The sequence below is a fragment of the Microbacterium sp. UBA3394 genome, from assembly GCF_002358725.1.
In the GTDB taxonomy this organism is placed as follows: domain Bacteria; phylum Actinomycetota; class Actinomycetes; order Actinomycetales; family Microbacteriaceae; genus Microbacterium; species Microbacterium luteum.
On the sequence record NZ_DEPK01000067.1, the window covers coordinates 14,166 to 36,302 of the forward strand.

29 protein-coding genes and 1 tRNA gene are annotated in these 22,137 nt (G+C 67.5%); 18 read left to right on the forward strand and 12 right to left on the reverse strand.

Annotated elements, in window-relative coordinates; genetic code table 11:
• Window positions 1-11 precede the first annotated feature (11 nt).
• The 13 genes from B4E30_RS03770 (at window position 12) to B4E30_RS03830 (ending at window position 11,955) form a co-directional block, all read left to right on the forward strand.
• Window positions 12-563 (forward strand): hypothetical protein, encoded by a 552-nt coding sequence (locus B4E30_RS03770; protein ID WP_286793560.1) that lies wholly within the window; start codon window positions 12-14, stop codon window positions 561-563.
• Window positions 564-773: 210 nt separating this feature from the next.
• Entirely contained in the window at window positions 774-3,671 is a 2,898-nt protein-coding gene (locus B4E30_RS03775) for a phage tail tape measure protein (RefSeq protein WP_286793561.1), read from the forward strand.
• On the forward strand, window positions 3,653-4,525 hold the full coding sequence (locus B4E30_RS03780) for a hypothetical protein (RefSeq protein WP_286793562.1): 873 nt from the start codon (window positions 3,653-3,655) through the stop codon (window positions 4,523-4,525). Before B4E30_RS03775 ends, B4E30_RS03780 begins: the two co-directional genes overlap by 19 nt.
• Window positions 4,522-4,770 carry a hypothetical protein gene (locus B4E30_RS03785; protein WP_286793563.1) on the forward strand — a complete coding sequence of 83 codons (249 nt, stop codon included), beginning with the start codon at window positions 4,522-4,524 and terminating at the stop codon, window positions 4,768-4,770. The genes B4E30_RS03780 and B4E30_RS03785 overlap by 4 nt, the downstream gene beginning before the upstream one ends.
• 2 nt (window positions 4,771-4,772) lie before the next feature.
• Window positions 4,773-5,504, forward strand: a complete 732-nt coding sequence (locus B4E30_RS03790) for a hypothetical protein (RefSeq protein WP_286793564.1) — start codon at window positions 4,773-4,775, stop codon at window positions 5,502-5,504.
• Window positions 5,505-5,519: 15 nt separating this feature from the next.
• Window positions 5,520-6,323: a fibronectin type III domain-containing protein gene (locus B4E30_RS03795; protein ID WP_286793565.1), complete on the forward strand. Its 804-nt coding sequence runs from the start codon at window positions 5,520-5,522 to the stop codon at window positions 6,321-6,323.
• A gap of 62 nt (window positions 6,324-6,385) precedes the next feature.
• A complete protein-coding gene (locus B4E30_RS03800) occupies window positions 6,386-7,204 on the forward strand; it encodes a hypothetical protein (protein WP_286793566.1) in 819 nt (272 codons plus the stop codon).
• Window positions 7,204-7,338, forward strand: coding sequence for a hypothetical protein (locus B4E30_RS03805; RefSeq protein WP_286793567.1), 135 nt, complete (start codon window positions 7,204-7,206; stop codon window positions 7,336-7,338). Before B4E30_RS03800 ends, B4E30_RS03805 begins: the two co-directional genes overlap by 1 nt.
• Entirely contained in the window at window positions 7,335-7,727 is a 393-nt protein-coding gene (locus B4E30_RS03810) for a hypothetical protein (protein WP_286793568.1), read from the forward strand. The genes B4E30_RS03805 and B4E30_RS03810 overlap by 4 nt, the downstream gene beginning before the upstream one ends.
• Entirely contained in the window at window positions 7,724-8,131 is a 408-nt protein-coding gene (locus B4E30_RS03815; RefSeq protein WP_286793569.1) for a hypothetical protein, read from the forward strand. Before B4E30_RS03810 ends, B4E30_RS03815 begins: the two co-directional genes overlap by 4 nt.
• Window positions 8,132-8,146: 15 nt before the next feature.
• Window positions 8,147-9,844, forward strand: coding sequence for a hypothetical protein (locus B4E30_RS03820; RefSeq protein ID WP_286793570.1), 1,698 nt, complete (start codon window positions 8,147-8,149; stop codon window positions 9,842-9,844).
• A 3-nt stretch (window positions 9,845-9,847) separates the two neighbouring features.
• Entirely contained in the window at window positions 9,848-10,282 is a 435-nt protein-coding gene (locus tag B4E30_RS03825) for a hypothetical protein (RefSeq protein WP_286793571.1), read from the forward strand.
• The gene (locus B4E30_RS03830; RefSeq protein ID WP_286793572.1) at window positions 10,279-11,955 is read left to right on the forward strand and encodes a collagen-like triple helix repeat-containing protein; all 1,677 of its coding nucleotides are present in this window, start codon (window positions 10,279-10,281) and stop codon (window positions 11,953-11,955) included. Before B4E30_RS03825 ends, B4E30_RS03830 begins: the two co-directional genes overlap by 4 nt.
• Here the strand turns inward: B4E30_RS03830 and B4E30_RS03835 are convergent.
• Together B4E30_RS03835 and B4E30_RS03840 are read right to left on the reverse strand one after the other, a co-directional pair.
• A complete protein-coding gene (locus B4E30_RS03835) occupies window positions 11,854-13,263 on the reverse strand; it encodes an O-antigen ligase family protein (RefSeq protein ID WP_286793573.1) in 1,410 nt (469 codons plus the stop codon). The genes B4E30_RS03830 and B4E30_RS03835 overlap by 102 nt on opposite strands.
• On the reverse strand, window positions 13,260-13,481 hold the full coding sequence (locus tag B4E30_RS03840; protein WP_286793574.1) for a hypothetical protein: 222 nt from the start codon (window positions 13,479-13,481) through the stop codon (window positions 13,260-13,262). The genes B4E30_RS03835 and B4E30_RS03840 overlap by 4 nt, the downstream gene beginning before the upstream one ends.
• Window positions 13,482-13,618: 137 nt before the next feature.
• On the opposite strand from B4E30_RS03840, the gene B4E30_RS03845 reads away from it, so the two are divergent.
• Window positions 13,619-14,152 carry a hypothetical protein gene (locus tag B4E30_RS03845; protein WP_286793575.1) on the forward strand — a complete coding sequence of 178 codons (534 nt, stop codon included), beginning with the start codon at window positions 13,619-13,621 and terminating at the stop codon, window positions 14,150-14,152.
• Here B4E30_RS03845 and B4E30_RS03850 read toward each other — a convergent pair.
• On the reverse strand, window positions 14,149-14,451 hold the full coding sequence (locus B4E30_RS03850; RefSeq protein WP_286793576.1) for a hypothetical protein: 303 nt from the start codon (window positions 14,449-14,451) through the stop codon (window positions 14,149-14,151). The two genes, B4E30_RS03845 and B4E30_RS03850, sit on opposite strands and share 4 nt — an antisense overlap.
• Before the next feature lie 148 nt (window positions 14,452-14,599).
• Here B4E30_RS03850 and B4E30_RS03855 point away from each other — a divergent pair, with 148 nt between their 5' ends.
• The gene (locus B4E30_RS03855) at window positions 14,600-14,797 is read left to right on the forward strand and encodes a DUF3263 domain-containing protein (protein ID WP_286793584.1); all 198 of its coding nucleotides are present in this window, start codon (window positions 14,600-14,602) and stop codon (window positions 14,795-14,797) included.
• Here the strand turns inward: B4E30_RS03855 and B4E30_RS03860 are convergent.
• Complete coding sequence (locus B4E30_RS03860; protein ID WP_286793577.1) at window positions 14,794-15,012, reverse strand: hypothetical protein; 219 nt, start codon at window positions 15,010-15,012, stop codon at window positions 14,794-14,796. The two genes, B4E30_RS03855 and B4E30_RS03860, sit on opposite strands and share 4 nt — an antisense overlap.
• Here B4E30_RS03860 and B4E30_RS03865 point away from each other — a divergent pair.
• Window positions 15,011-15,331, forward strand: coding sequence for a WXG100 family type VII secretion target (locus B4E30_RS03865; protein ID WP_286793578.1), 321 nt, complete (start codon window positions 15,011-15,013; stop codon window positions 15,329-15,331). The two genes, B4E30_RS03860 and B4E30_RS03865, sit on opposite strands and share 2 nt — an antisense overlap.
• Window positions 15,332-15,404: 73 nt before the next feature.
• Here the strand turns inward: B4E30_RS03865 and groL are convergent, their stop codons facing one another.
• The 5 genes from groL to B4E30_RS03890 all read right to left on the reverse strand — a co-directional run bounded on the left by groL (window position 15,405) and on the right by B4E30_RS03890 (window position 19,457).
• Window positions 15,405-17,024, reverse strand: a complete 1,620-nt coding sequence (gene groL, locus B4E30_RS03870; RefSeq protein WP_071044467.1) for a chaperonin GroEL — start codon at window positions 17,022-17,024, stop codon at window positions 15,405-15,407.
• 181 nt (window positions 17,025-17,205) lie between these two features.
• Window positions 17,206-17,409 carry a cold-shock protein gene (locus tag B4E30_RS03875; protein WP_071044466.1) on the reverse strand — a complete coding sequence of 68 codons (204 nt, stop codon included), beginning with the start codon at window positions 17,407-17,409 and terminating at the stop codon, window positions 17,206-17,208.
• A gap of 141 nt (window positions 17,410-17,550) precedes the next feature.
• Complete coding sequence (locus tag B4E30_RS03880; RefSeq protein WP_286793579.1) at window positions 17,551-18,150, reverse strand: LytR C-terminal domain-containing protein; 600 nt, start codon at window positions 18,148-18,150, stop codon at window positions 17,551-17,553.
• 55 nt (window positions 18,151-18,205) lie between these two features.
• On the reverse strand, window positions 18,206-18,451 hold the full coding sequence (locus tag B4E30_RS03885; RefSeq protein WP_286793580.1) for a DUF3263 domain-containing protein: 246 nt from the start codon (window positions 18,449-18,451) through the stop codon (window positions 18,206-18,208).
• Between the two features lie 28 nt (window positions 18,452-18,479).
• On the reverse strand, window positions 18,480-19,457 hold the full coding sequence (locus B4E30_RS03890) for a DUF2332 domain-containing protein (protein ID WP_286793581.1): 978 nt from the start codon (window positions 19,455-19,457) through the stop codon (window positions 18,480-18,482).
• Between the two features lie 89 nt (window positions 19,458-19,546).
• Between B4E30_RS03890 and msrB the strand changes: the two genes are divergently transcribed.
• Window positions 19,547-19,954 carry a peptide-methionine (R)-S-oxide reductase MsrB gene (msrB, locus tag B4E30_RS03895; RefSeq protein ID WP_071044463.1) on the forward strand — a complete coding sequence of 136 codons (408 nt, stop codon included), beginning with the start codon at window positions 19,547-19,549 and terminating at the stop codon, window positions 19,952-19,954.
• Between the two features lie 17 nt (window positions 19,955-19,971).
• Window positions 19,972-20,502: a nitroreductase family protein gene (locus tag B4E30_RS03900; RefSeq protein ID WP_286793585.1), complete on the forward strand. Its 531-nt coding sequence runs from the start codon at window positions 19,972-19,974 to the stop codon at window positions 20,500-20,502.
• A gap of 3 nt (window positions 20,503-20,505) precedes the next feature.
• Here B4E30_RS03900 and B4E30_RS03905 read toward each other — a convergent pair whose 3' ends face one another.
• From B4E30_RS03905 to B4E30_RS03915, 3 genes are all read right to left on the reverse strand, one after another.
• Complete coding sequence (locus B4E30_RS03905) at window positions 20,506-21,435, reverse strand: DMT family transporter (RefSeq protein ID WP_286793582.1); 930 nt, start codon at window positions 21,433-21,435, stop codon at window positions 20,506-20,508.
• A gap of 95 nt (window positions 21,436-21,530) precedes the next feature.
• Window positions 21,531-21,606 (reverse strand) — tRNA-Thr (locus tag B4E30_RS03910).
• Between the two features lie 32 nt (window positions 21,607-21,638).
• Window positions 21,639-22,137: DsbA family protein (locus tag B4E30_RS03915; protein WP_286793583.1), on the reverse strand; the 499-nt coding region annotated here is incomplete at its 5' end.

Consider the following 22,137-nt stretch of genomic DNA (forward strand, 5'->3'; position numbering starts at 1 on the left):
CAGGGATCTCCATGACGCTGAAGGCGGAGCAGTACGGTCGCGACCTTCACCTGACCGTGGAGGGGGCGGACACTTTCGTGATCCGTCCTCTCCCGGGCCGGGTGGGGGTGCAGATCACCGACACCTACCTCGAGGGCGCGGTCAGCAAGGCCACGGCTGTCGAGGTCGAGGAAGCTCTCATGATCGCCGTCGACGGCGCGATGTGGGACGACGTCGAGGGCCGCTGGGGGCCCCACCCGGAGGGTGAGCGCCCGAACTATGACCGGATTTCCGCTGAGCTGCGGCTCGGCGAGGCCGAGTCGGTCCTTCTGCCGGCGTTCTTCTGGCAGACCGTCGTCGGCATCGCCGGCGTGAACGCGTACATCGAGGGCGGTGAAGGCGTCGCCGGCGGGATAAAAGCACTGTGGGCGCTCGTCGCCCGTTTGGGGATCTCACCCTCGAAGACATCGCACAGTTCGGCATTGGAAGACCTGATCCGGTTACAGGCCGGTTCCCCGAGTACGTCTTCCCGCCCGACTGGAAGCAAGCCCGATCCGAAGCAGCCGCCCGCCCCGACGCGGTAGCCCCGTCTGGGGCGTCGCTGTCCGCTGCGGAGCTGTGGCGGATCGTGTGGCCGGAGCTGTTCGGCCGTGTCGAGATCGACCTGATGCAGCAGGGCCTGATCAGCGATCTCGACGCGACGCTCGATTCCCGCCCGTGGCATGTGGTGCGCACCGCTGTTGAACGTCTCCCTGACATCGAGGGCACCTGGCTGCATTCGGAGGTGATCGCCGATGTTCGACGTCGGAGCGCTGATCTTCCGGATCCAGGCCGCGGGGACCGCGGTGTTCGCCCGGGAGATGGACGAAGCGGACAAGTCCTTCCAGAAGGTCGGCCGGGCCGCTAAGTCCACGAAGACCGACGTCGACGACGCCGGCAAGGCGTCCGACAGGTCCGGTGATTCGTTCCGCCGGAACCGACCGAAGATCCGTGAGTACGCGGTGGAGCTGGGCAGCCTGTCCGAGGAGGGCAAGCGCGCCGCGAAGGAGATCGGCGGCAGCCTCGTCCTCGCGGGCGGCGCGCTGATCGCCATGACCGGCCTGGCCGTGAAGGCCGCGGTCGACTGGGAGTCGGCGTGGGCCGGCGTCACGAAGACCGTAGACGGCAACGCCGAGCAGATGGGCGAGCTTGAGGGCCAGCTGCGATCCCTGACCGGGGTGCTCCCCGCGTCGCACGAGGAGATCGCGGCGGTCGCTGAGGCCGCGGGTCAGCTCGGTGTGCAGCGGGAGAACGTCGCGTCCTTCACCCGGACGATGATCGATCTCGGCGAGACGACGAACCTCTCGGCCACCGAGGCGGCGACGTCGCTCGCCCGGTTCATGAACGTGATGGGCACCAGTCAGGACCAGGTCGGGAACCTCGGTTCCGCGGTCGTCGAACTCGGCAACAACTACGCGACCACGGAGGCGGAGATTGTCGCGATGGCGACCCGCCTGTCGGGTGCGGGAAAGCAGATCGGCCTCACCGAGGGCGAAGTGCTCGGCCTTGCGACGTCGCTGTCCTCCGTCGGCATCGAGGCCGAGGCCGGCGGGTCCGCCGTCTCGAAGGTGATGATCGACATCGCCGCTTCGGTGGATGCCGGCGGCGACCGCCTCGAGACCTTCGCTCGGGTTGCCGGCGTCTCCGCCGACACGTTCGCTGAGAAGTGGCGTTCCGACCCCGGCGCCGCGCTCGCCCTGTTCGTGCAGGGTCTTGCGAATGCGGAAGAGCAGGGCACGTCCACGCTGGGCGTGCTCGCCGACCTCGGCATCACCGAGGTGCGGATGCGCGACGCGCTGCTGCGCTCCGCGGCCGCATCGGACCAGTTCACCGACTCCATGCAGCAGGGAAACGCGGCGTTCGACGAGAACGTGGCCCTGCAGACGGAAGCGGAGAAGCGGTACGAGACGACCGCGGCGCAGCTGCAGATCATGTCGAACAACGTCCGCGACGCGGCGATCGACTTCGGGTCCGTGTTCCTGCCCGTCCTGAAGGACGTCTCTCAGGCGGTCTCGGAGGTCGCCGGGTTCGTGGGCGACCTTCCGGAGCCGGTGAAGGCTGTCACGGCCGTGCTGGGCCTCGCCGCGGGCGCTGTGGCGCTGTTCGGTGGTGCACTGCTGCTCGCGATCCCCAAGGTCGTCGAGTTCCGGGCCGCACAGGCCACCCTCGCGAAGGAGATGCCGAAGACCACGGCAGCTCTGCGCGGCGTCACCGGGTTCCTGTTCGGACCGTGGAGCCTCGCGTTCGCGGCCGGCGCGACCATCGTGGCGATGTTCGCCGCTGAGCAGCAGCTCGCGGAGCAGAAGGCGCAGTCCTACGCCGACGCGCTCGGTGAGAGCGCCGAGGCCGTCCGTGATCTCGCGGAGGCGAACCTGCAGGCCGAGCGCACGATGGCGTTCCTGAACTTCGGGTCCGCTTACGACAACGCCGACAAGCTCGGGATCTCCCTCAACCTCGTCACGGACGCCGTCACCGGCAACGTCGAGGCGATGAAGGAACTCGACGAGATCCTCACTACCGCGACCGGTGGCGGTGAGGCCGCGCAGGAGATGGCGGACCGGCTCGGCATCAGCTACCTCGATCTGTCGCAGTCCGCCGGCACCCTGCGCGAGCAGGTCGACGCGGAACGGGAGGCGCAGGAGCGCGCGACGACCCTGCGGGAGCAGGCTGCGCGCGCGACGGACGACAACACCGAGTCCACGCAGACCGCGACCGAGGCGTACATGGAGGCCGCGGACGCGTCGGGCGACCTCACGTCGCAGCTGCAGGAACTGATCGACGTGATCAATGAGGCCAACGGGGTCGGGCAGGACGCGATCTCCGCGAACCTCGACTACAAGGACGCTCTCGCCGAGGTCGACCAGGCCATCCAGGACGCCCGCGACGGCGTCGAAGGGCACGCACTGTCGCTCGACACGAACACGCAGGCCGGCCGCGACAACATGAGCATGCTCGTCGGACTCGCGGAGGACGCGCAGAAGGCCGCGGACGCGCAGTACGCGCTCGATGGGAACACCGATTCGTACCGGTCCACGCTGCAGTCGAGCCGTCAGGCGCTGATCGACCGTGCACAGGATCTCGGATACAACGCCGAGCAGGCGCAGGCTCTCGCGGACCAGATCTTCCGGATCCCGGATGAGACGGAGTGGGAGCTGATCGCGGAGACCGCGAACGCGCAGGCGTCGGTGGAAGATTTCATCGCCCGGAACGCGGGACGACGGTTCAACATCTACATCGACGCCATCAACTCGGGCGGCGGTGGTGGCCGGTCGATGCTGCAGCAGGCCGACGGCGGCAAGGTCGAGTTCTACTCCGGCGGCGGCCGTCACGAGAACCATGTCGCGCAGTTCGCGCGTGCGGGCACGTGGCGGGTGTGGGCCGAACCGGAGACGGGCGGCGAGTACTACATCCCCGTGGCGCCTGCGAAGCGTGCCAGGTCGACGCAGGTGCTCGCGCACGCGGCGAACGAGTTTGGCTACGACCTCGTGCCGCGCGGTGCCGCTCGCTACGCCGACGGTGGCGGCTACGCCTCGGCTCCGGTCGTGAGCGGTGGCGACACCTTCAACATCACCATGCCGGCGCTTCCCGAACCGGACGCTGACCGTGTGGTGCACGAGTTCGTGGAGGAAGTGAAGTGGCTCAAGACGAAGTGATCGTAGAGGTCGCCGGCCGCCGCTTCCGCGCCGTCGACCGGCACCCGTCGGGGTGGTGGATTCACACGAACGGGCTCGACGAGTGGTGGGACTCCCCTGAGACCCGCTTCGACGACGACCCGATCCCGGGGCAGCATGGTTCGTTCGCTCCGGACGCGGTGCTCATGAGTTCGCGGATGTTCGCGTTCACCGGGCGTCACGAGTCCGTGTCGGCGGAGTGGGCTGAGCGAGAGATCCGGACGTGGGCTGCGGCAATCGCGCCCCGTCTGGATCTCGGGTTCTCGGTGTACAACGCGGGCCGGTGGCTGCACCTGCGTGAGGCGAAGATCCGCGGCCGCGTGCGCGTGCGCGAGATCACTGACCGGATCTGCGAGTTCCAGCTGCCGATCTGGACGCACGACCCGCGGAAGTACACCGACCAGGATTCGTTCAAGGTGAGCGCGACTGTAGCGCCGAGTGGTGGTCTCCGGTTCCCGGTCGTGGACGGGTCGATGTCTTTCGGGGAGTCCGGGGCGGTGTCATTCCCGGGCGTGTTCCGGGTGTCGAACCCGGGCACAGCTGACTACTTCCCGACGTTCAAGGTGAGCGGCGCGCTCGGCGGGTTCACGATCACATCAGAGAACCGGGTGATCGAGTACGCAGCACCCGTCGCGGCGGGGCAGGAGCTGGTGCTGTCGCCGTATCTCGGCGGCCTCGCGGCCCTCGACGGTGTCGATTCGTCCCACAACCTCACCCAGGCCGGGTGGGTGCCCGTCAACGGCGAGCAGACCCGCGGCTACTTCTTCAATGCCATCGACCCGGGGCTGGGTGCGCAGCTCGAGGTCACCTACTACCCGAAGGGGGTCTTCTGGTGAGCACGAGCAATCGGGAGCTGATCGAGTCTGCGCTGAACGCGAAGGTCATCGAGGTGCACGCGAGCGAGACCGCTGTTCGTGAGGCGGACGCCACGTGCCGCGGACTGCGCGAGGATCTCGCGGCAAGGCGCGAGGAGACACGCAACTTGCAGATGGCGTTGTTCGCGCTCGACGGGCAGGACAAGTCCCGCGCCGACGCTGACGCTGCGATCGATGAAGCGCTCGCCCAGCTCGAGGAGGTCTGAACATGGTCAGCACACCTGCTGGGTTCGTCGTATCGCTGAACGGCACGTCGGAGACGCCCGACGAGGACCGGAAGGGAACGCCGGCGATCGGGATTCGCCTGGCGATTGCGGTCCTGCTGAAGCAGTCCGCGCCGGGCGTTGCGGTCCCTGGGCGTCTCGGGACGGACCACTTCGTCGTCACGGGTTCACCATCGGCGATGGAGTACGGCGTCTCCGGTGGCGGGCTGGTCATCGTTCGCCCGAACAACGCCAACGGCGCCTACCTCGTCGGATTGCCGCTCGGGGTGACGGTGTCAACCGATCCGTCTGACGGCGTGAATCCGCGCATCGACGTGATCTACGCGCTACAGCCCGATCCTGCGATCGACGGCCCTGAGGTCGATCCTGACTTCATCGTCGATGTCGCGCAGGGCGCACCAGCGGCGACGCCGGAAGAACCGACGCTCCCGGCGGGTGCGTACAAGCTCGCCCAGAAGGTGATCGCTCCGGGAGCGACGAACACGTCCACGGGCGCCGCGTTCACGAACGTCGCTCCGGTGACGGGGCTGAACGCGCAGGCGCTCGAGAACCTCGACGCCGGGATCATCACGACCGGCGTATTCCCCATCTCGCGCGGTGGGACCGGGGCGAGCACCAAGAGCGCTGCCAGAACCGCGCTCGGCTTCCTCAGCGGCAACGGCGCCCCGCCGAGCGGTCTGGGAGACGTCGGCGACATCTACGACCAGATCCTCTGAGAGCGGTGGTGACCGATGGCTAAGTCGGGAAGCTTCGGTGTCGGCGTCAACTGGCCCGGGGGTCAGGCGGAGATCCGCTGGAACTCGGCAACCGAGTCGGCCAACAACAGGTCGCTGGTCACGGTCGAGCTGTGGGGCAAGACATCCGGGTTCACCACCGGCGGCGGGCAAGGCGGCTACTGGGAACTCGAGATCGACGGGCAGACCTCCGTGCGAGGTTCCGCGCCGCTGACAGTGTCGGGATCCTGGAAGAAGCTCGCGTCCTGGTCGCGCTACGTCGGCCATAGCTCAGACGGAAGCAAATCCGCGTGGGTGGGAGTCCGAAGCGGGAGCATGGGCGGCACGTCGTGGACGTCGACCTCCTTCACGACACGTCAGGTTGAGCTCGACGACTTCGATCGCCGGCCTGCTGCGGTGTACGGCCGCAGCGTGTCGAATATCACGGCAGTTTCCGCGCGGATCAGCTGGGGCGCCCCGTCTGCGAACGGCACCCTTCGCCAGTACCACTACCGCGTGCGCACGCCTCCGAACTCTGGGGGCACGATCCTCGCCGAGGGGTACACCGACGACTCCCGCCGCTATGTCGACCTCACGAACCTCCCGCCCGGGACCCTGATGGGCTTCATCGTCCAGGCAGAGAACCAGGACGGCTGGGGCGACTGGTCCGATTCGTACGCCGAGTTCGAAACGCTCCCGGGCGGCCGTCGGAAGGTCGATGGCGTCTGGCGCGACATCGTCCGGTGGAGAAAGACCGCGGACGGGTGGAAACGCACCCGCCGGTGGAAGAAGACCGCTGACGGATGGCGGCCCACCCGATAGAGCAACACCCCCATCAAGCCCTCGGCAGTCCGCCGGGGGCTTCGTCGTGAAAGGACACCACCGTGGGATACCAGTACGACTACATCGACGGCCAGCGGGTCGAGAAGAACGTCGCGTCCGCCTTCCGAAAGTGGGCGGCCGACTTCAAGAAGGAGACCGGCCAGACGCTCCACGTCCGATCTGGCACCCGGACTGTCGCCGAGCAGCAGAAGGGTCGCGACGACTACCTCTCGGGGCGTACGAAGGTGAAGTGGGCTGATCCGAAGGAGTCGTCTCACTGCGAGATCGGCCCCGCCGGTCCCCGCGCGCTTGACCTGTACGACTCCGGGCGTGACGCCGGCGTGACCACCAAGGGCACGCACCGCCACAACGTCGCGGTCCGCCTCGGCGCGAAGTACGGCTTCACGTGGGGCGGCTGGGGTGTCCCCGCCTCTGAGGGGTGGCACTTTGAGAACCACAAGGTCAAGGTCGGCGTGTACGGCACCGTCAAGAAGGCCGCGACCGCGGTGAAGTCAGCCGTCACGAGCGCCGTCACCCCAGCCTCGGCAATGCTCAAGTGGCGCTGGGCCGGGGTGCAGGAGATGCTCCGAGTCCACTACAACTACCGCGCCGGCATCGACAACAACCCTGGCGGTCCCGATGGCCGCAGCCAGACGGTCGCCGCGCACCGACGCTTCTTGAACGCGAAGGGTTACGCGCAGCGTGCGCTGGGCCGCAACCTGCGCGCTGGGAAGTGGGACCGCAACGACGTGAAGGCCAACCAGGTGTGGCTCGCGTCGCGGAAGTCCAACCCGTACCGGGGGAAGATCGACGGCATCCCGGGCAAGCAGACCCGCAGCTCGTGGGACACCGCTGAGCGGGAGAACGCGGCTGCGTTCTGATGCGCACCGTCTACCGTCACGCCGGCCCGCGCCGCCGCCCCTCGTGGTGGCGCGGGCCCTGGCCGCCGGCGATCCTCCTCGTCGGCCTCATGCCCGTGCTCGTCCTCGAAATCCTGTGGGTGGTGAGTGGATGACAGTTCCCGACTGGCTGAAGTTCCTGCTCGCCGACACCAGTGCGCTCCAACTCGTGTTCTGGGCTGTCGCGATCGTCGCGCTCATCACAGCACTCGTGCGCCTCTGGCCGTTCCTGAAGAACGCTGTCCAGATCGTCGATGCGCTCGTGCAGCTCCCTGCGCTCGCGAAACGGGTCACCGCGATGCAGGGACAGATCGACAGTATCCACCACGAGACCCACACGAACAACGGCTCATCCATCAAGGACGCGCTCGGCCGCGTCGAGGAAGGCGTCTCCGGTCTACACGGCCGCATGGACGACGTCGACCGACAGCTCACCTCTCTCGCCCGCGAGGACGAAGCCCTTTGGCGAGAGATCGAGAACACGAACGACCAGGAGAACTCATGAACACTCGCCAGGATCTGATCCTCGCCACCATCCGCACCGCGATCCCCGCCGCTGTGGGCGCGTTCCTCGCTTGGCTGATCAGTCGCATCCCCGTGGCGGCCGATGTCATCGCCGCGATCGACGGTGTGCTCGCCGACGCGGCCCCCGGGTTCCAGCTGACTGCGGCCGGTTTGCTCGCCGCCGCCTGCATCGGTCTCGTGACCGGCGCCTACTACTGGGCTGCACGCGAGGCGGGGAAGCGGTGGCCGATCGTCGAACGGTTCCTTCTCGGCTCCGTTCGTCAGCCCGTCACCTATGTCGACGGCCGCGCCGACGGCGTGCAGGTGATCACGACTCTTCCCGACCCGTCGACGGCGACCCGGGACGAATACCAGAGCGCTCTGGAACAACGAGACGACGACTGACCTGAGGGGGTGGCGGTGAGCACGTATCTGATCGGGGGGCGTCTCGTCGCCGGTGGTGGACTGCAGGCGGGGCAGATCACCCTCCGCCGCATCCTCACGCTTTCGTCGACGACGGAGCTGGTGCTGAACGATGCGGAGTCGATCGACGCGAACCTGCGGCTCCCGCTCCGCGACCCCGACACGGGCGTCGTGATCGACCTCCCGCAGCAGCTCGTGCCCGGGCGAGACTTCGTCGGCATCATGTCCGGCGACCGTCTCCTCGCGGCGGGGCCGGTGTGGGCGGATCCGTTCAGCTTCCCGTACACGTCCCGGCTCGTGGCGGGTGGCCTGTGGTCGTACTTCGACCACCGCCGCGTGCTGCCCCCGCTCACGCCCGGGCAGCTTCCCCGCGATGTCACGTCCCGGTGGGAGGGCCTGTCGCTGCGGACGATCGTGAAGCGTCTCGTCCAGCAGGCATGCTCCCACGCGAACGCTGATCTCCCGATCGACTACGAGGCCGACATCCTCGGCGAGCACGTGCGCGAGTACCCCGGCTCCGACGGCGTCACCGTGGGCGACGCGCTCCGGCGCCTCACGGAGGTCGAGGGCGGCCCCGACATCGCTTTCCGGCCCTACATCACCCCGGACCGCCGGTTCGTGCGGTGGGCGCTCGTCACGGGCGACCCGGAGCTGTCCCAGGCCGGGGCGGACTGGTACTGGGACGTGTCCGCGCCGGGCCCGCACGCGGTCATGCCTTCGCTCGAGCGCGACGGCCGTCAGCTGCACTCCCGCCGCTACCTCACCGGCGCGACGGTGAAGAACGAACTCCGCAACGCTGCGTTCGCTGACGGTGACGACGGGTGGGGCATCGGCGTCACCGCCTCGTCGTGGGAGATCGTCGAGGGCGGGAACCCGTACTTCGGCACGAACTACGGCCGGTGGGTGTCCGCTGGCAGCGGGGACGCGTTCTTCGGCTCCCGCACGACCGTGAATGTCGAACCGGACGAGACGATCACGATGTTCGCCGCGTTCCGCGCACAGGTCTCCGGACGCCCCATGCGCACCCGCATGACCTTCCTCGACGCCGACGGCGACGTGATCGAGTACCGGTACTCCCCGTGGGTGAACGCCCCGGACGCACCAGATTGGGTGGAGCACTACCAGACCGAGACCGCCCCGGCCGGGACGGTGACGGCGAAGTTCGACTGCATCGGCGACCCGTCCGCCGGCGGCGAAGCGTTCGCGTGCGGTGGCGCCATGGTGATCCGCACCGGCGAGCACCTCCCGTTCTTCCCCGAAGACCTCGAGCTGCAGGCCGTCGCCGACTCTGACGCGCTCACCAACGCGGGTTTCCCGCTCCTCGAGGACTGGGAGAACCGCTCCACCGTGCTCCGCGCGGAGACCCTGCAGGCGTACGCCGACGAAGGTGTCCTCCGTGGTTCCACGCACATCGAGACACGCACGCTGAAAGCGAAGCGGTACGCACACCCGGCGCTCGGCACCTACCAGCCCGGCGACCACGCGAAGATCCGCCAAGCGAAGAACGCGCGCGGCCCAGAGCAGACGGTGCGGGAACGCATCATCCGGGTGTCATTCCGCGCCGAGGGAGACGTCGACATCGAGCTCGCCCCGCAGCGTGTGGTGTCGGGATATCCGATCCCATCGTCGAATCGACGGTGGTTGTCAGATCAGCTTGCCGCGATCGAGCGGCGCATCGCAGAGAACAAGGGGTAGACCATGGCGAGACGACCTGTGACGGGGCCGATCCTCGATTCGTCGGGGCGCAACGCCCGCGGCGTGTTGAAGGTGAAGGCGTCGCGTGCGTTTGAGATCGCGGAGGGCCTGGTCACCGAAGCGGTCGCGACGATCGCGGTGCGGGACGGGAGCCCGGAGGACGGGTGGACGGTCCCGGTCACCCCGGAGGGCACGACCCTCACGATCTGGCAGGACCTCGACGGGGAAACCCTGAAGTCGTTCAAGGGCGTGTTCGTCCCTGACGGCGTGGGCCCGTTGACGTACGCGCAGCTGCTTTACAACCGCGGCGAGGGGGTCGGCGGCCCCAACCCGTACATGTGGGATCTCACTGGCGGGCTCGACTTCCCCGACACGGCCGTGGACGGGGACTACGGATTCGATTCGGACACTGGACAGGTGTGGAGGTACGACGCATGACGAAGGTACTCATCGGGGACATCACCGGCCCCGCCGGCCCGCAGGGACCGCAGGGTGAGCCGGGCACGGATGGTGTCGATGGTGCGCAGGGTCCGCAGGGTGAGCCGGGCATCCCGGGTGCGAACGCGGTCGAGAACGACGAGGCCGTTTCGACGTACATCGCCACTCCCGGCACCCAGACCAGAAACCAACTAGAAGCCACGATTACTGAAGTTGCTATCGCGTATCTGGGCCCGGCGTTTCTTGTCAACGCCGCAGTACTACAGTCGACGCTGGACGGGATCAAGGCGCGCGGTGGCGGCACTCTTCGCCTTGGTCGCGGAACATTCAACTGCCTCGACGATCGCGTGTTCATCCCGTCTGGTGTCGAAATCGTTGGAGATGGCGTGTCCTCGACCACGTTGCGCGTGCCCGACAACACCAACCCGATGCAGGTCATCAATCTGGAGAACGATGGAGTCGCAAACACTCCGACCCCGCGCGCGGGAATTCGCGACCTCACAATCGACGGGAACAAGGTGGGGCAAGCGGTCACAGGTGGCACGACGGCGCTCGTTCGCGCATGGGTAGGCGACCAGTTCCGCATGGACAATGTGATCATCAAGAACGGCCGCGCCAACGGCATGACACTCATGGGCGAGGACGGCGTGTTCACCCGACCGTCGCACATCACGAACGTCGAGATTCATGATTGCGTCGGAGACGGTCTTGTGACCTCGAAGCGCAATCGGCAGATTTTCCTCACCAACGTGTACCTGCATCACAACGTCGGGCGGGGGTGGTGGTCGGATCAGTCCGAATGCCATACCGTCAACGTCGTTGCGAAGTGGAATGGCGGCATCGGCATCGAGTTCAACAACGTGCAACGCCACAATCACGTCGGCCTCGTAGCATCGTTCAACGGCTCACACGGAATCTGGTTCGACCAGTTCATTACCGGATACGTGCAGGCGCAGGCGATGAACAACGGGCAGTTGGCATTCAACGCCGCGGACGGCTCGATCACACCCGGCCTCGGATACGCCGACATCTACGTCGACAACACCGACGAGCAGTCCTACGGAATCAACGACCGTTTCCGCGGAGAGTTCCTCGTTGGCGGCGACATGAACAAGGTCACCGAGGTTCCGAACGCCTCTATCGACCCGCACCGCACCACCGAGGATTACGGGCTGTTCATAGAGGACGGTGTGGGGCTCGTCACGACGACCGAGGGGGCGGTCTATGACACAAACCCTGGCGACGCTTACGCCTCTCCCGGCATCGATATCTACGTCATGTCGATGGACGCGAACGTCGCCCGAGTGCGGCTTCCCGACAATCGAGGAACGCTCAACGTGCATGGCCCCGACGTGGACGGATGGACCGAGCTAGCCCTCAACACGCCGTACGAGGCAGCGGCCGGCTTCCGGCCCCCACAGGTGCGGCGAGAAGGGCGACGAGTCAAGGTGCGGGGAGCTATCTCCGCGCCTAGCGGCGTCGTTGCTGGCGCCGTTTTCGCGGTTCTCCCGGTATGGGCTCGTCCAGACGTACAGAGCCGTCAAAATGCAACGGCGACCGGCGGAACCACGTCAATTTGTCTTGTCACGACGACGGCTTCGGGAAACCTCACCCCGGCTACCCCCGGAAACACTGTCGTCCATCTCGACGGGCTGGAATGGGATAGCGCCTGACTCAACCATCCTGATCCTTCGCCCTGATGCGGGGACGACCCCACTAGCACTACTCCGTGCGGGCGGGGTCGTCCCTCTCTTGCTTAGGGTGATGCAAGCGGCAATGACCGCGAGCGGAACCCAGATGAAACGCAGGTTGAGTGCATTGTGCTGGATGGCGAGCACGAACCAGGTGGCCGCCGCCGCAGTGGCGGGCACCGCGACGGCGAACTGATGGCGTAGCTTCCACCCGGCGTGCAGCATCGCGACAGCGAAGACGACCATGATCAAGAGAGTCACGAGACCGCCCGACCGCAACAGCTCCAGGTAGAAGTTGTGCGCTTCGGCGGTTGTGAATCCAACGCCGGTTAGCGGGTGGGTTTGAAACTCCTGCCAAGCGACCTCGATCCGGCGGATTCGCTCGAGGTCAGATGTCTCGGCGGAGTCGTCACCGAGCAGTCGCGTTAGCCCGGTGCTCAGTCCTAGGTCGAGGGCGATGAAGGCGGCGACCAGCAGTGCGGCGACTGCGAACGTCAACTTGCGGAACACCATACGTCCCGAGACGAAGATATAGAGCAGAGTTACGATGCCCGCGCCGAGAAGTGCCCCGCGAGAACCTGACGCGAGCGCGCCGCCCAGCAGGATGGTACTCGCCAAGATCCAGGGCTTTCGTCTCCCGGCGAGGTAGTAAGAGAACGGCAAAGCGAGGTTGGTGATCAGCCCTAGCTGGTTGCTGTGCGTCGTCAGACCTGGTGGGCGAATCTGCATTCGAGAGACGCCGGTGATGATCTCGGGGTCGAAGATACCTAGGTAATCCAGGATGGCGGTGCCTGCATTCAGCGTGGCGCCAAGCACGAAAGCAGCGGCCACGATGTCAAGTTGCTGCTCGCGGCGCACCGGCAGCGACACCGCGGCGAGAACGATCAATATGGAGCCGGCGAAGATGAGCACCGGCATGACGGACATGTCGTTGGTGGCAGCCAGAGCGAGCCCCCATAGGAGCACTGCGACTGGGGCGAGGTACGGCCAGCCAAGTGGGATGCGCTCACGGTGCAGGAGGCGGCCGATCAGTCCGAACGCGACCGCGCCGAGTGCGAAGACATCGCCAATCGTGATCGATCCGGATCTGACCCCGGTTGCGCTGCACAGCGCAGCGAAGGCGATCAGGTAGGGCATGCCGCGGTTCGCGCCCATGAGAATCCCGATGACACCCGCGACGACAGCTACCAGAATCCAGAGATTGCCGGAGCCGATCAGCAGAACCATGGCGGCTGCGGCGACGACAAAGACGACGCCAGCGATTACGTCGCTGCGAGCGATGGTCTTCATGCGTCGCCTCGATCGGACTGTTCCGTCTCACGGGGCGGGTTGAGGTGCACGATCGCGAGTGCTCCGATGATCACCATCACGCCGCCGGCGACGAGGAATAGGAAGGACAACGGGTCTGGGTATCCGTTGACGATCCAGCCCCCGAACACCCAGATGACCCCGGCGGCGAAGCCGATGCCGCCCCCGTTGATGAAGAGCCGAGCGGTGTCGAAGGTCATGCGCTCTATTCAACCGCAGAACTTTGTCACCAATAACATGCATATTGGTGAATCACGCCCCCTCGGGCTCGTCTCCCTCGCGGAGCGGGTCCGAGGGGGCGATTCTTGTTCGTGGGTGGCTACGCCATGATCTAGGTGTGGACGAGAAAAGCACACGATCTGATCGCGACGAGCCGGAGGGCTCGGAGCGGAAAGGATGGGGACGGACGATCGTCCCCCCATTGATCACGGCGTTCGGCGCGGTCGGCGCTGCGGTGATCGTGAGCTTACCGCTGTCCTCTCTCGCCCCGGCCACACCTCCGCAGCTACGCATCACCTCGACGGACTGGGGAGGGGCGGGATCCGCCTACTCGGTCAAAGGCGAGGTTCAGAATGTCGACGACCGCGTGTTGTGGGCGTTCTCATCAAGGAGCGACGGCGAGGGCGGCACTCACCCCGCCGACGCGGCATGCGTGGTTCCCGGAAACGGCTCGTTCACGTGTGATGGGTGGGCGGGAGACGCGTCGGAGGTTGGCGAGGACTTCACGGTGACCGTCGCAATCATCACGGTGGACAGCATGCGCACTGTCGCGCGGATGGCGGAGCAGAATGGGTCGTACTCAGTCCCGGCTGAGATCCCTGCTGTGGAGGGCGTCTGGGCCATCCAGTCCGTTCCCCTCGTTGACAACTAGGCAACGCGCCGGGTGACGGCATTGCGCCACACGACCGTGCTCCGCGTCCCGGTGGCCGTCTCCCATTCGACGATCACGACGCGGTCGTTCCATCCGGTCGCGAACGCGGGCACCCGCTCGGCGATCTTGTGCGGCCAGGTGATCCACACCCACACCGCCGGCCGGCTCCGATCCGCCCACTCAATCGGCTGCGGACCATACGCGGACGAGGGAAGGGTGCAGGGTCGCTGTTCGGCTTCCGCGATGCGACGGTCGTTGAGCGCGTCGTAGTGCGCCTCGTACCGCCGATTTTTGGTCACCTGAGGGATGGAATCACGGGCATCCGACAGGCGCGGCAGTAGGTGGGATCCTCGAGGACCGTCCCGCACACCGGGCAGGCGACGGTCGGGAGATCGAGCGGGTCCATGCGGGGAGTGTATGTCGGTGGCCGGCTGGACACTGGTAGTTATGCACAGCCCGGCGCGACTTCTCGACTTTGAAGCAGCGCATCCGCGTCACACGGGAGCGAAGGAGACCGCGATCCGGGCGGAGCTGCGCGTGACGCCAGCGAGGTTCTATCAGCTGCTCGAGCGGGCCGCGCGGTCGCGGGATGGGATCGCGCATGATCCGTTCACCGCGCGGCGTGTGCGGGAGCGGGCGGCTTAGACGCCGCCGAGGCGCGCGGCGTGCTCCTTGAGTTCCTCGCGCTGGCGGGGCGAGAGCCAGGTCGCCTTCTCGGGGAGGAAGTCCTCCACGTACGCTTCGCGGCGCGCGTGCCGCTGACCGTTGATGACGGCGGCCTTGATGATGAAGTACGCGACCGCGAGGCCGACGGCGAGGAGCAGCAGCGGCACGAGGACGTAGATCAGGAAGATTTCCATGGCGGGATCCTATCGGTGTGGGGGTGACGAGAATCTGTCGCTCTCCGTCGACAGCGACGCCGTCCTCAGCACCACGACCGCCGTCCGCGGCACGGTCGACCGACTGCAGGGCGAGGTGCACGCGATGCTCGCGCAGCTCACCCAGCTGCAGTCCTCGTGGACCGGACCGGCGGCGATGGCCTTCCAGGGCGTCGTCGAGCAGTGGCGCGGCACGCAACGGCAGGTCGAGGAATCGCTCGCGACCATCAGCGCCGCGCTCGAGCAGGCCGGCCGTCAGTACGCCGACGCCGAGCAGACGACCGCCGGCCTGTTCCGGTAGAAGACGACGAAGCGCCCCTCCGCGAGGAGGGGCGCTTCGTGCTGTCGAATCTTCTCGACCTCGACCGGTGGGATCAGAAGTCCATGCCACCGGTGGGGTCTGCCGGAGCGGCCGCAGCCTTCTCGGGCTTGTCGGCGACGACGGCCTCGGTGGTGAGGAACAGGCCCGCGATCGACGCGGCGTTCTGCAGCGCCGAACGGGTGACCTTCGCCGGGTCGATGATGCCCTGCTCGAACAGGTCGGCGTACTCGCCGGTCGCGGCGTTCAGACCGTGACCGAGGGGCAGCTCGGCGACCTTGTTCGCCACGACGCCCGGCTCCATGCCGGCGTTCAGAGCGATCTGCTTCAGCGGAGCCTCGATCGCGACCTTCACGATGTTGGCGCCGGTCGCCTCGTCACCGGTGAGCTCGACGTTCGCGAACGCGCCCTTGCCGGCCTGGATGAGGGCCACGCCACCACCGGCGACGACACCCTCCTCGACGGCGGCCTTCGCGTTGCGGACGGCGTCCTCGATGCGGTGCTTGCGCTCCTTGAGCTCGACCTCGGTCGCCGCACCCGCCTTGATGACGGCCACGCCGCCGGCGAGCTTGGCGAGACGCTCCTGGAGCTTCTCGCGGTCGTAGTCGCTGTCGGTGTTGTCGATCTCGCGACGGATCTGGGTCACGCGACCCTCGATCTGGTCCGCCTCGCCGGCGCCCTCGACAATCGTGGTCTCGTCCTTGGTGATGATCACCTTGCGAGCACGGCCGAGGAGGTCCAGCGTGGTGTTCTCGAGCTTGAGGCCCACCTCTTCGGTGATGACCTGGCCGCCGGTGAGGATCGCGATGTCCTGCAGCTGAGCCTTGCGACGGTCGCCGAAACCGGGAGCCTTGACGGCAGCCGACTTGAAGATGCCGCGGATCTTGTTCAGCACCAGGGTCGCGAGGGCTTCACCCTCGACGTCCTCGGCGATGATGAGGAGCTCCTTGCCGTCCTGGATCACCTTGTCGACGATCGGCAGAAGGTCCTTGATGTTCGAGATCTTCTGGTTCGCGATGAGGATGTAGGGGTCCTCGAAGACGACTTCCTGGCGCTCGGGGTCGGTGACGAAGTAGGGGTTGATGTACCCCTTGTCGAAGCGCATGCCCTCGGTGAGCTCGAGCTCGGTGCCGAAGGTCTGCGACTCCTCGACGGTCACGACGCCTTCCTTGCCGACCTTGTCGATCGCCTCGGCGATGAGCTCGCCGATCTCGGGGTCAGCGGCGGAGATCGACGCGGTCGCGGCGATCTGCTCCTTCGACTCGACCTCCTTGGCGTCGGCCAGCAGCTGGTCGGTGATCATCTTGACGGCCTTCTCGATGCCGCGCTTGAGCGAGATCGGGTCGGCGCCGGCTGCGACGTTGCGCAGACCCTCGCGGACGAGTGCCTGAGCGAGAACGGTGGCGGTCGTGGTGCCGTCGCCCGCGACGTCGTCGGTCTTCTTGGCGACCTCCTTGACGAGCTCCGCGCCGATCTTCTCGTACGGGTCGTCGAGTTCGATCTCCTTGGCGATCGAGACGCCGTCGTTGGTGATGGTGGGGGCGCCCCACTTCTTCTCCAGCACGACGTTGCGCCCACGCGGGCCCAGGGTCACCTTGACGGCGTCGGCCAGCGTGTTGAGGCCGCGCTCGAGGCCGCGACGGGCCTCTTCATCGAAAGCGATCATCTTTGCCATGTGTGTGTCGTCCCTCCCGGACGTTGGCCTTCGGTCATTAGCACTCGTATGAGACGAGTGCTAATACATTCTGGCACTCGCCCCCGGGGAGTGCAAGCCACCGTCCGTGTTGACGACGAAGGGCGGGATGCCGCAGCATCCCGCCCTTCCTCACGCGCTCGGCGCGCGACGTGACGGCGCGTCAGGCGACGACGCGAACGGACTCCGCCTGCGGGCCCTTCTGGCCCGACCCGACGGTGAACTCGACCGCCTGTCCTTCTTCGAGCACGCGGAAGCCGCTCATCTCGATGTTGGAGTAGTGGACGAAGACGTCCTGCCCGTCGGTCACGGTGATGAAGCCGAAACCCTTCTCGGCGTTGAACCACTTGACGGTGCCCTGAGCCATGCGAATCTCCTGTAGTGCGGTGGGACAGGCTCATCGTAGGCAGACGCGAATTCACCGAACCGCCATCACAGCAACTGTTGACAGGGGCGCATAGAAGTATTTACCGGCGTGAAACAACCGCTGGTCCCGAGGGGGTTCGCGTCAGGGAACGGGCGTCTCTTCCGACGCACTGTCGGTGTGGTCGAGGCCGATGACCACGGTCAGCTGAGCCGATTCGCTCTCGTCGACGTCTTCGGTGGCGGCGTCGTCGGTCGGCTGGTAGAAGTCGCTCTGCTCGATGCGTGCCCCGCCCAGCAGCTCTGCGACGCCCGCGGCGGCGGCTTCGTCGCCGGGGAAGGCGTAGTACACGGTCGTCTCGGCGAAGTCGGAGGTTCCCGCCTCGCTCGCGTTGACCTGATCGGCGGACCACCCGGCCTCGACGAGCACATCCTTGACCTGCGTGGCCAGGCCCGCCTCGGGGGTGGCGTTGAGCACGAGCACGTCGTACGCGGTGTCGATCACCGGCTCGATGGTCGCCGTGGGCGTCGGCTCGGGAGCGACGTCGGGAGCGAGGGAGACGCGTCCGCTGAGGACCAGCGTCGCGAAGATGCCCGCGACGATGAGCACGAGAGTGGCGACCGCGGCCCACAGGAAGACGACCCACCCGCGCATGTGCGGGTTCTCGGCCCGGTGGGCGCCGACGCGCCCGCTGTCCGCGGGGAGGTTGTCGAAGCGATCCCGCGGGTAGGTCGATTTCGGCACCCCACGATGCTACCGGCACCCGTCGGTGAACCCGGGAATCTGCCCCGCGGGCTGCTCAGCCCGGCATCGACCGGGTCGCGTGCCCGGATTCGGACTCGTCGCGGCGCCGCCGCAGGCGCTTCACCAGCATCGGGTCATGACGCTGCGCCTCGACTGTGTCGATCAGCCGGTCGAGCAGCTGATAGTAGCGAGCCGGGGCGAGCCCGAGCTCCGCGCGGATCGCCTCCTCCTTGGCTCCGACGTGGCGATGCCACTGCCCCTCGAAATCGAGGAGCGCACGGTCGCGGTCGGAGAGGGGCACGCCGTCCACGGTAACCGTGCCGGCACCGTCATCCCGTGAGCCACTCCAGGGATGCGCCGAGCGGATCCGCGTAGGCCAGCGGCGCGCCGTCGCGGTGCAGCACGAACCGGTCCGCACCTGGGTCGACGGGCGCTGTCCACCGGTCGTGCGCCTGCGGCGGGTCCAGTGACACCCAGATGGCCCCGGTGCCGGCGATGGCATCGATGAGCCGCTCCCGCGCCGCCCGAGGCAGGTGGGGCAGGAGCCCCAGGGTCGACACGACCGGGGTGAGCCCGTCGGGCATCCCCGCGAGGAGCCGAGGGACGAGGTCGGGATCGCTCGCGTCGCCGGGTGCCACCTCGATCGGCTCGCGACGGGCGAGATCGAGCGCGGCCTCGATCCGCTTCCCTCGACCCCGCTCCCCCGGCCACACCAGGGCCAGGAGGAAGGCACGGTCATCGGGATCGCCCGCCGACATCGGCGTGAGGTCGGCGCCCATCCGCCAGCGGATCTCGGGCAGGCGCAGCGGAGCGTCGCCCGTGATGTTCGCGTCGAGGACGACCGGCGACGTGCCTGATGGCGGATCCAGTCGCACGTCGAGGCGATCCGGCCGGCGGTAGCGGTACGAGTAGCGGTCGGGCTGCAGACAGAGACCGGCGCTCGCACCCACCTCGACGAAGCCGATCGGGCCGGGGATCGTCGCGAGCGCCGGCAGCAGGGCGGCGCACCGGAGGGGCTCGTTGGTCTGCAGGGAGCGCCGCGAGGTCTCGGCGACGACGGCGTCGGCGTGCTCCAGGAGCCAGTCGCGCCAACGCGAGAACGCCTGCTCGGGCGCGCCCAGCATCCGCGTCACCGCGAAGACGAGCGGTGGCTGCCGGCGAGAGGCCGGGATGCGCGCGAGCACGTGGCACACAGCGACGTCGTCGGCAACACCCGCGGCCCACTCCGCATAGAGAGAGGATCGTGACGGAGCCTCAGCCGCCGCGAACCGCCGATAGCGATCGGCGACCTCGGCCACGGCATCCATGCGCCCATTGTCCGCTGTCGGCGTCATCATCGTCACACTCGACGCCCGGGGCGGCGCGCTGCGGTTGAATGGAGGGGAAGGAGATCTCCATGGACTATTCCGTCGACAAGACCGACGCGCAGTGGCGCGAAGAGCTCACCCCCGAGCAGTACCAGGTGCTGCGCGAGGCCGGCACCGAGCGTCCCTGGACCGGTGAACTCCTCGACGAGGAGCGCGCCGGCCTCTACACGTGTGCCGCGTGCGGCGCCGAGCTGTTCAAGAGCGGCACCAAGTTCGACTCCCACTGCGGCTGGCCGAGCTTCTACGAGTCGATCCGCCCCGACGCGGTGCAGCTGCTCGAGGACAACAGCCACGGCATGGAGCGCACCGAGGTGCGCTGTGCATCCTGCGGCTCGCACCTCGGTCACGTGTTCCCGGACGGCTTCGGCACCCCGACCGGCGACCGCTACTGCATGAACTCGCTCTCGATGAACTTCACGCCCGAGAACGACGCGTGACCAGCGTCGTCGAGGCGATGCGCCGCCGGCGCTCGCTGTCGAAGGTCACCGACGCGGCTCCCAGCCACGAGGATCTGCTCGATCTCGTGGCCGCTGCCGGACGCGTTGCCGACCACTCGTCGCTGAAGCCGTGGCGGATCATCGAGATCCGCGGGTCCGCGCGCGAACGTCTCGGCCGCGCCCTCAACAAGGCAGAGGGACGCAAGGGCGTTTCGACCAAGCCCCTGCGCGCACCGCTCGTGCTCGCGGTCGTCGTGCGCTTCCGCAAGAGCAAGGTGCCGCACTGGGAGCAGGAGGCCGTCGCCTCGGGTGTCGCCCACATGCTGAGCCTCGCCCTCGACGACGCCGGCTGGGGCGTGTTCTGGCGCACCGGTGGCGCGACGCGGAGCAAGGCGGTCGCGAAGGCACACGGACTGGCGAAGAACGAGGAGCTCCTCGGCTGGCTCTACGTCGGCGGCAAGCCGACGCGGTCGAGGCCGCTGCGCGGCAAGGAGATCGACCCGACGACCTTCGTCTCATCCATGCCCGGCAAGAAGCGGTCGCGCTGATTCTCAGCGCCGGCGGCGAGGAAACACGGCGATCGCCGCGCCCAGCAGCGCGACCGCCGACACGGCGAGGCCGGTGAGCAATCCGGGACTCGCCGCCGTCGGCCACAGTGCATCGAGCATGACCGACGTCAGGAGCTGACCGACGACGGCGCCGAGCCCCATGAGCAGCACCCCGGTGTAGGGCACGACGGCGGCGCCGATGAAGATGTATGCGACGCCGCACGCGCCGCCGATGTAGAGCCACGGCTCCACGGGGAAAGCCGCGGGCGCTCCGACGATGGCGACGTGCACGGCTGCCGCGACGAGCAAGACGACGGTGCCGCCGGCGAAGTTCACCGCCGTGGCCGTGAGCGCAGAGCCGACGCGTTGCCGCAGGCGTCCGTTCGTCGCCTGCTGCCATGCGATGCCGGCTCCCACGAGGAACGGCAGCAGCAGCATCCACCACGGCACGCTGTTCACCGGCGAACCCGCCACCGACAGCAGCACTGCAGCGACGGCGATGGCCGCTCCGACGACGCGGGACACGGTCACGGCGACGACGCCGGCCGGTCCGTACCCGATCCGGTCGAGCACGAGTGCGCTCACCGCCTGCCCCGCGACCATGCCCACGGTGAACAGCGAGACGCCGATGACGGCCACGGTCAGGCTCTGCGTGGCGACGCTGAACGCTCCGGCGAGACCGCCGGCGAGCATCCACACCGGCAGCGTGCGCAGGCGCAGTCCGTGCACCAGCGTCGCGACACCCCGGCGCCCGGCGGGCAGGGCGGCGCTGAGGGCGACGAGGATCAGGAGGCCGGAGCCGAAGGACACCGCCGCGGCGACGAAGCCGTCCGTCAGCGCCGCTCCGAGAGAGCCGTTGACGCGAGCCTGCACCGCGGTCAGAACACCGATCGCCACGGCACCCGCCATCGCGAGCATCCGATGGGCGGTCATCCCCCCATCCTGCCCGCCTCGAGATGGAGCCGAGGACGGGACTCGAACCCGTAACCGCCCGATGACAACGTCGGGGTCGACACCAAGGGCACCAATGGAGCCGACTACGGGACTCGAACCCGTAACCGCCCGATTACAAGTCGGGTGCGCTACCAATTGCGCCAAGTCGGCAAGGGGTCCAGTCTACCCAGCCGACGCGCGCCTCACGATGTGGGGCTCGGGGTGGGAGCCGGGGTTGCCTCGTAGTAGGCGTCGCTGGAGACCGTCAGCACGAACTGCGCGAACTCCATGGCGTCGTCGAGCGCGCCGACGTACGGCGTTCCGTTCACGAGCACCATGGGCGTGCCGGTGAGCGAGACATCGTCGGTGTCGGGGATGCCGTCGAGTGCGCGGTCGGTGGCGGACTTGACCCACGCGGCGAACTTCTCCTCGACGATGCAGTCGCGCACCGTCTGCGGCTCGTCCGCGCCGGAGGCCTGAGCGAGGTCGGCGAGCTCGATGTCGGTATAGCCCTCGGTGTCGAGCTCGGGCTGCTGGCGCAGAAGCGTGTCGTTGAACTTGAAGAAGTCGTCGGGCGAATAATGCGCCATGCACGCGGCGGCGCTCGCGGCACGGATGGAGTACTTGGTGCCGTTGGACTTGGCGGTGAGCATCGCGACCGGGTAGTAGCTGAGGGTTGCGGCGTCTTCACTGACCCACTTC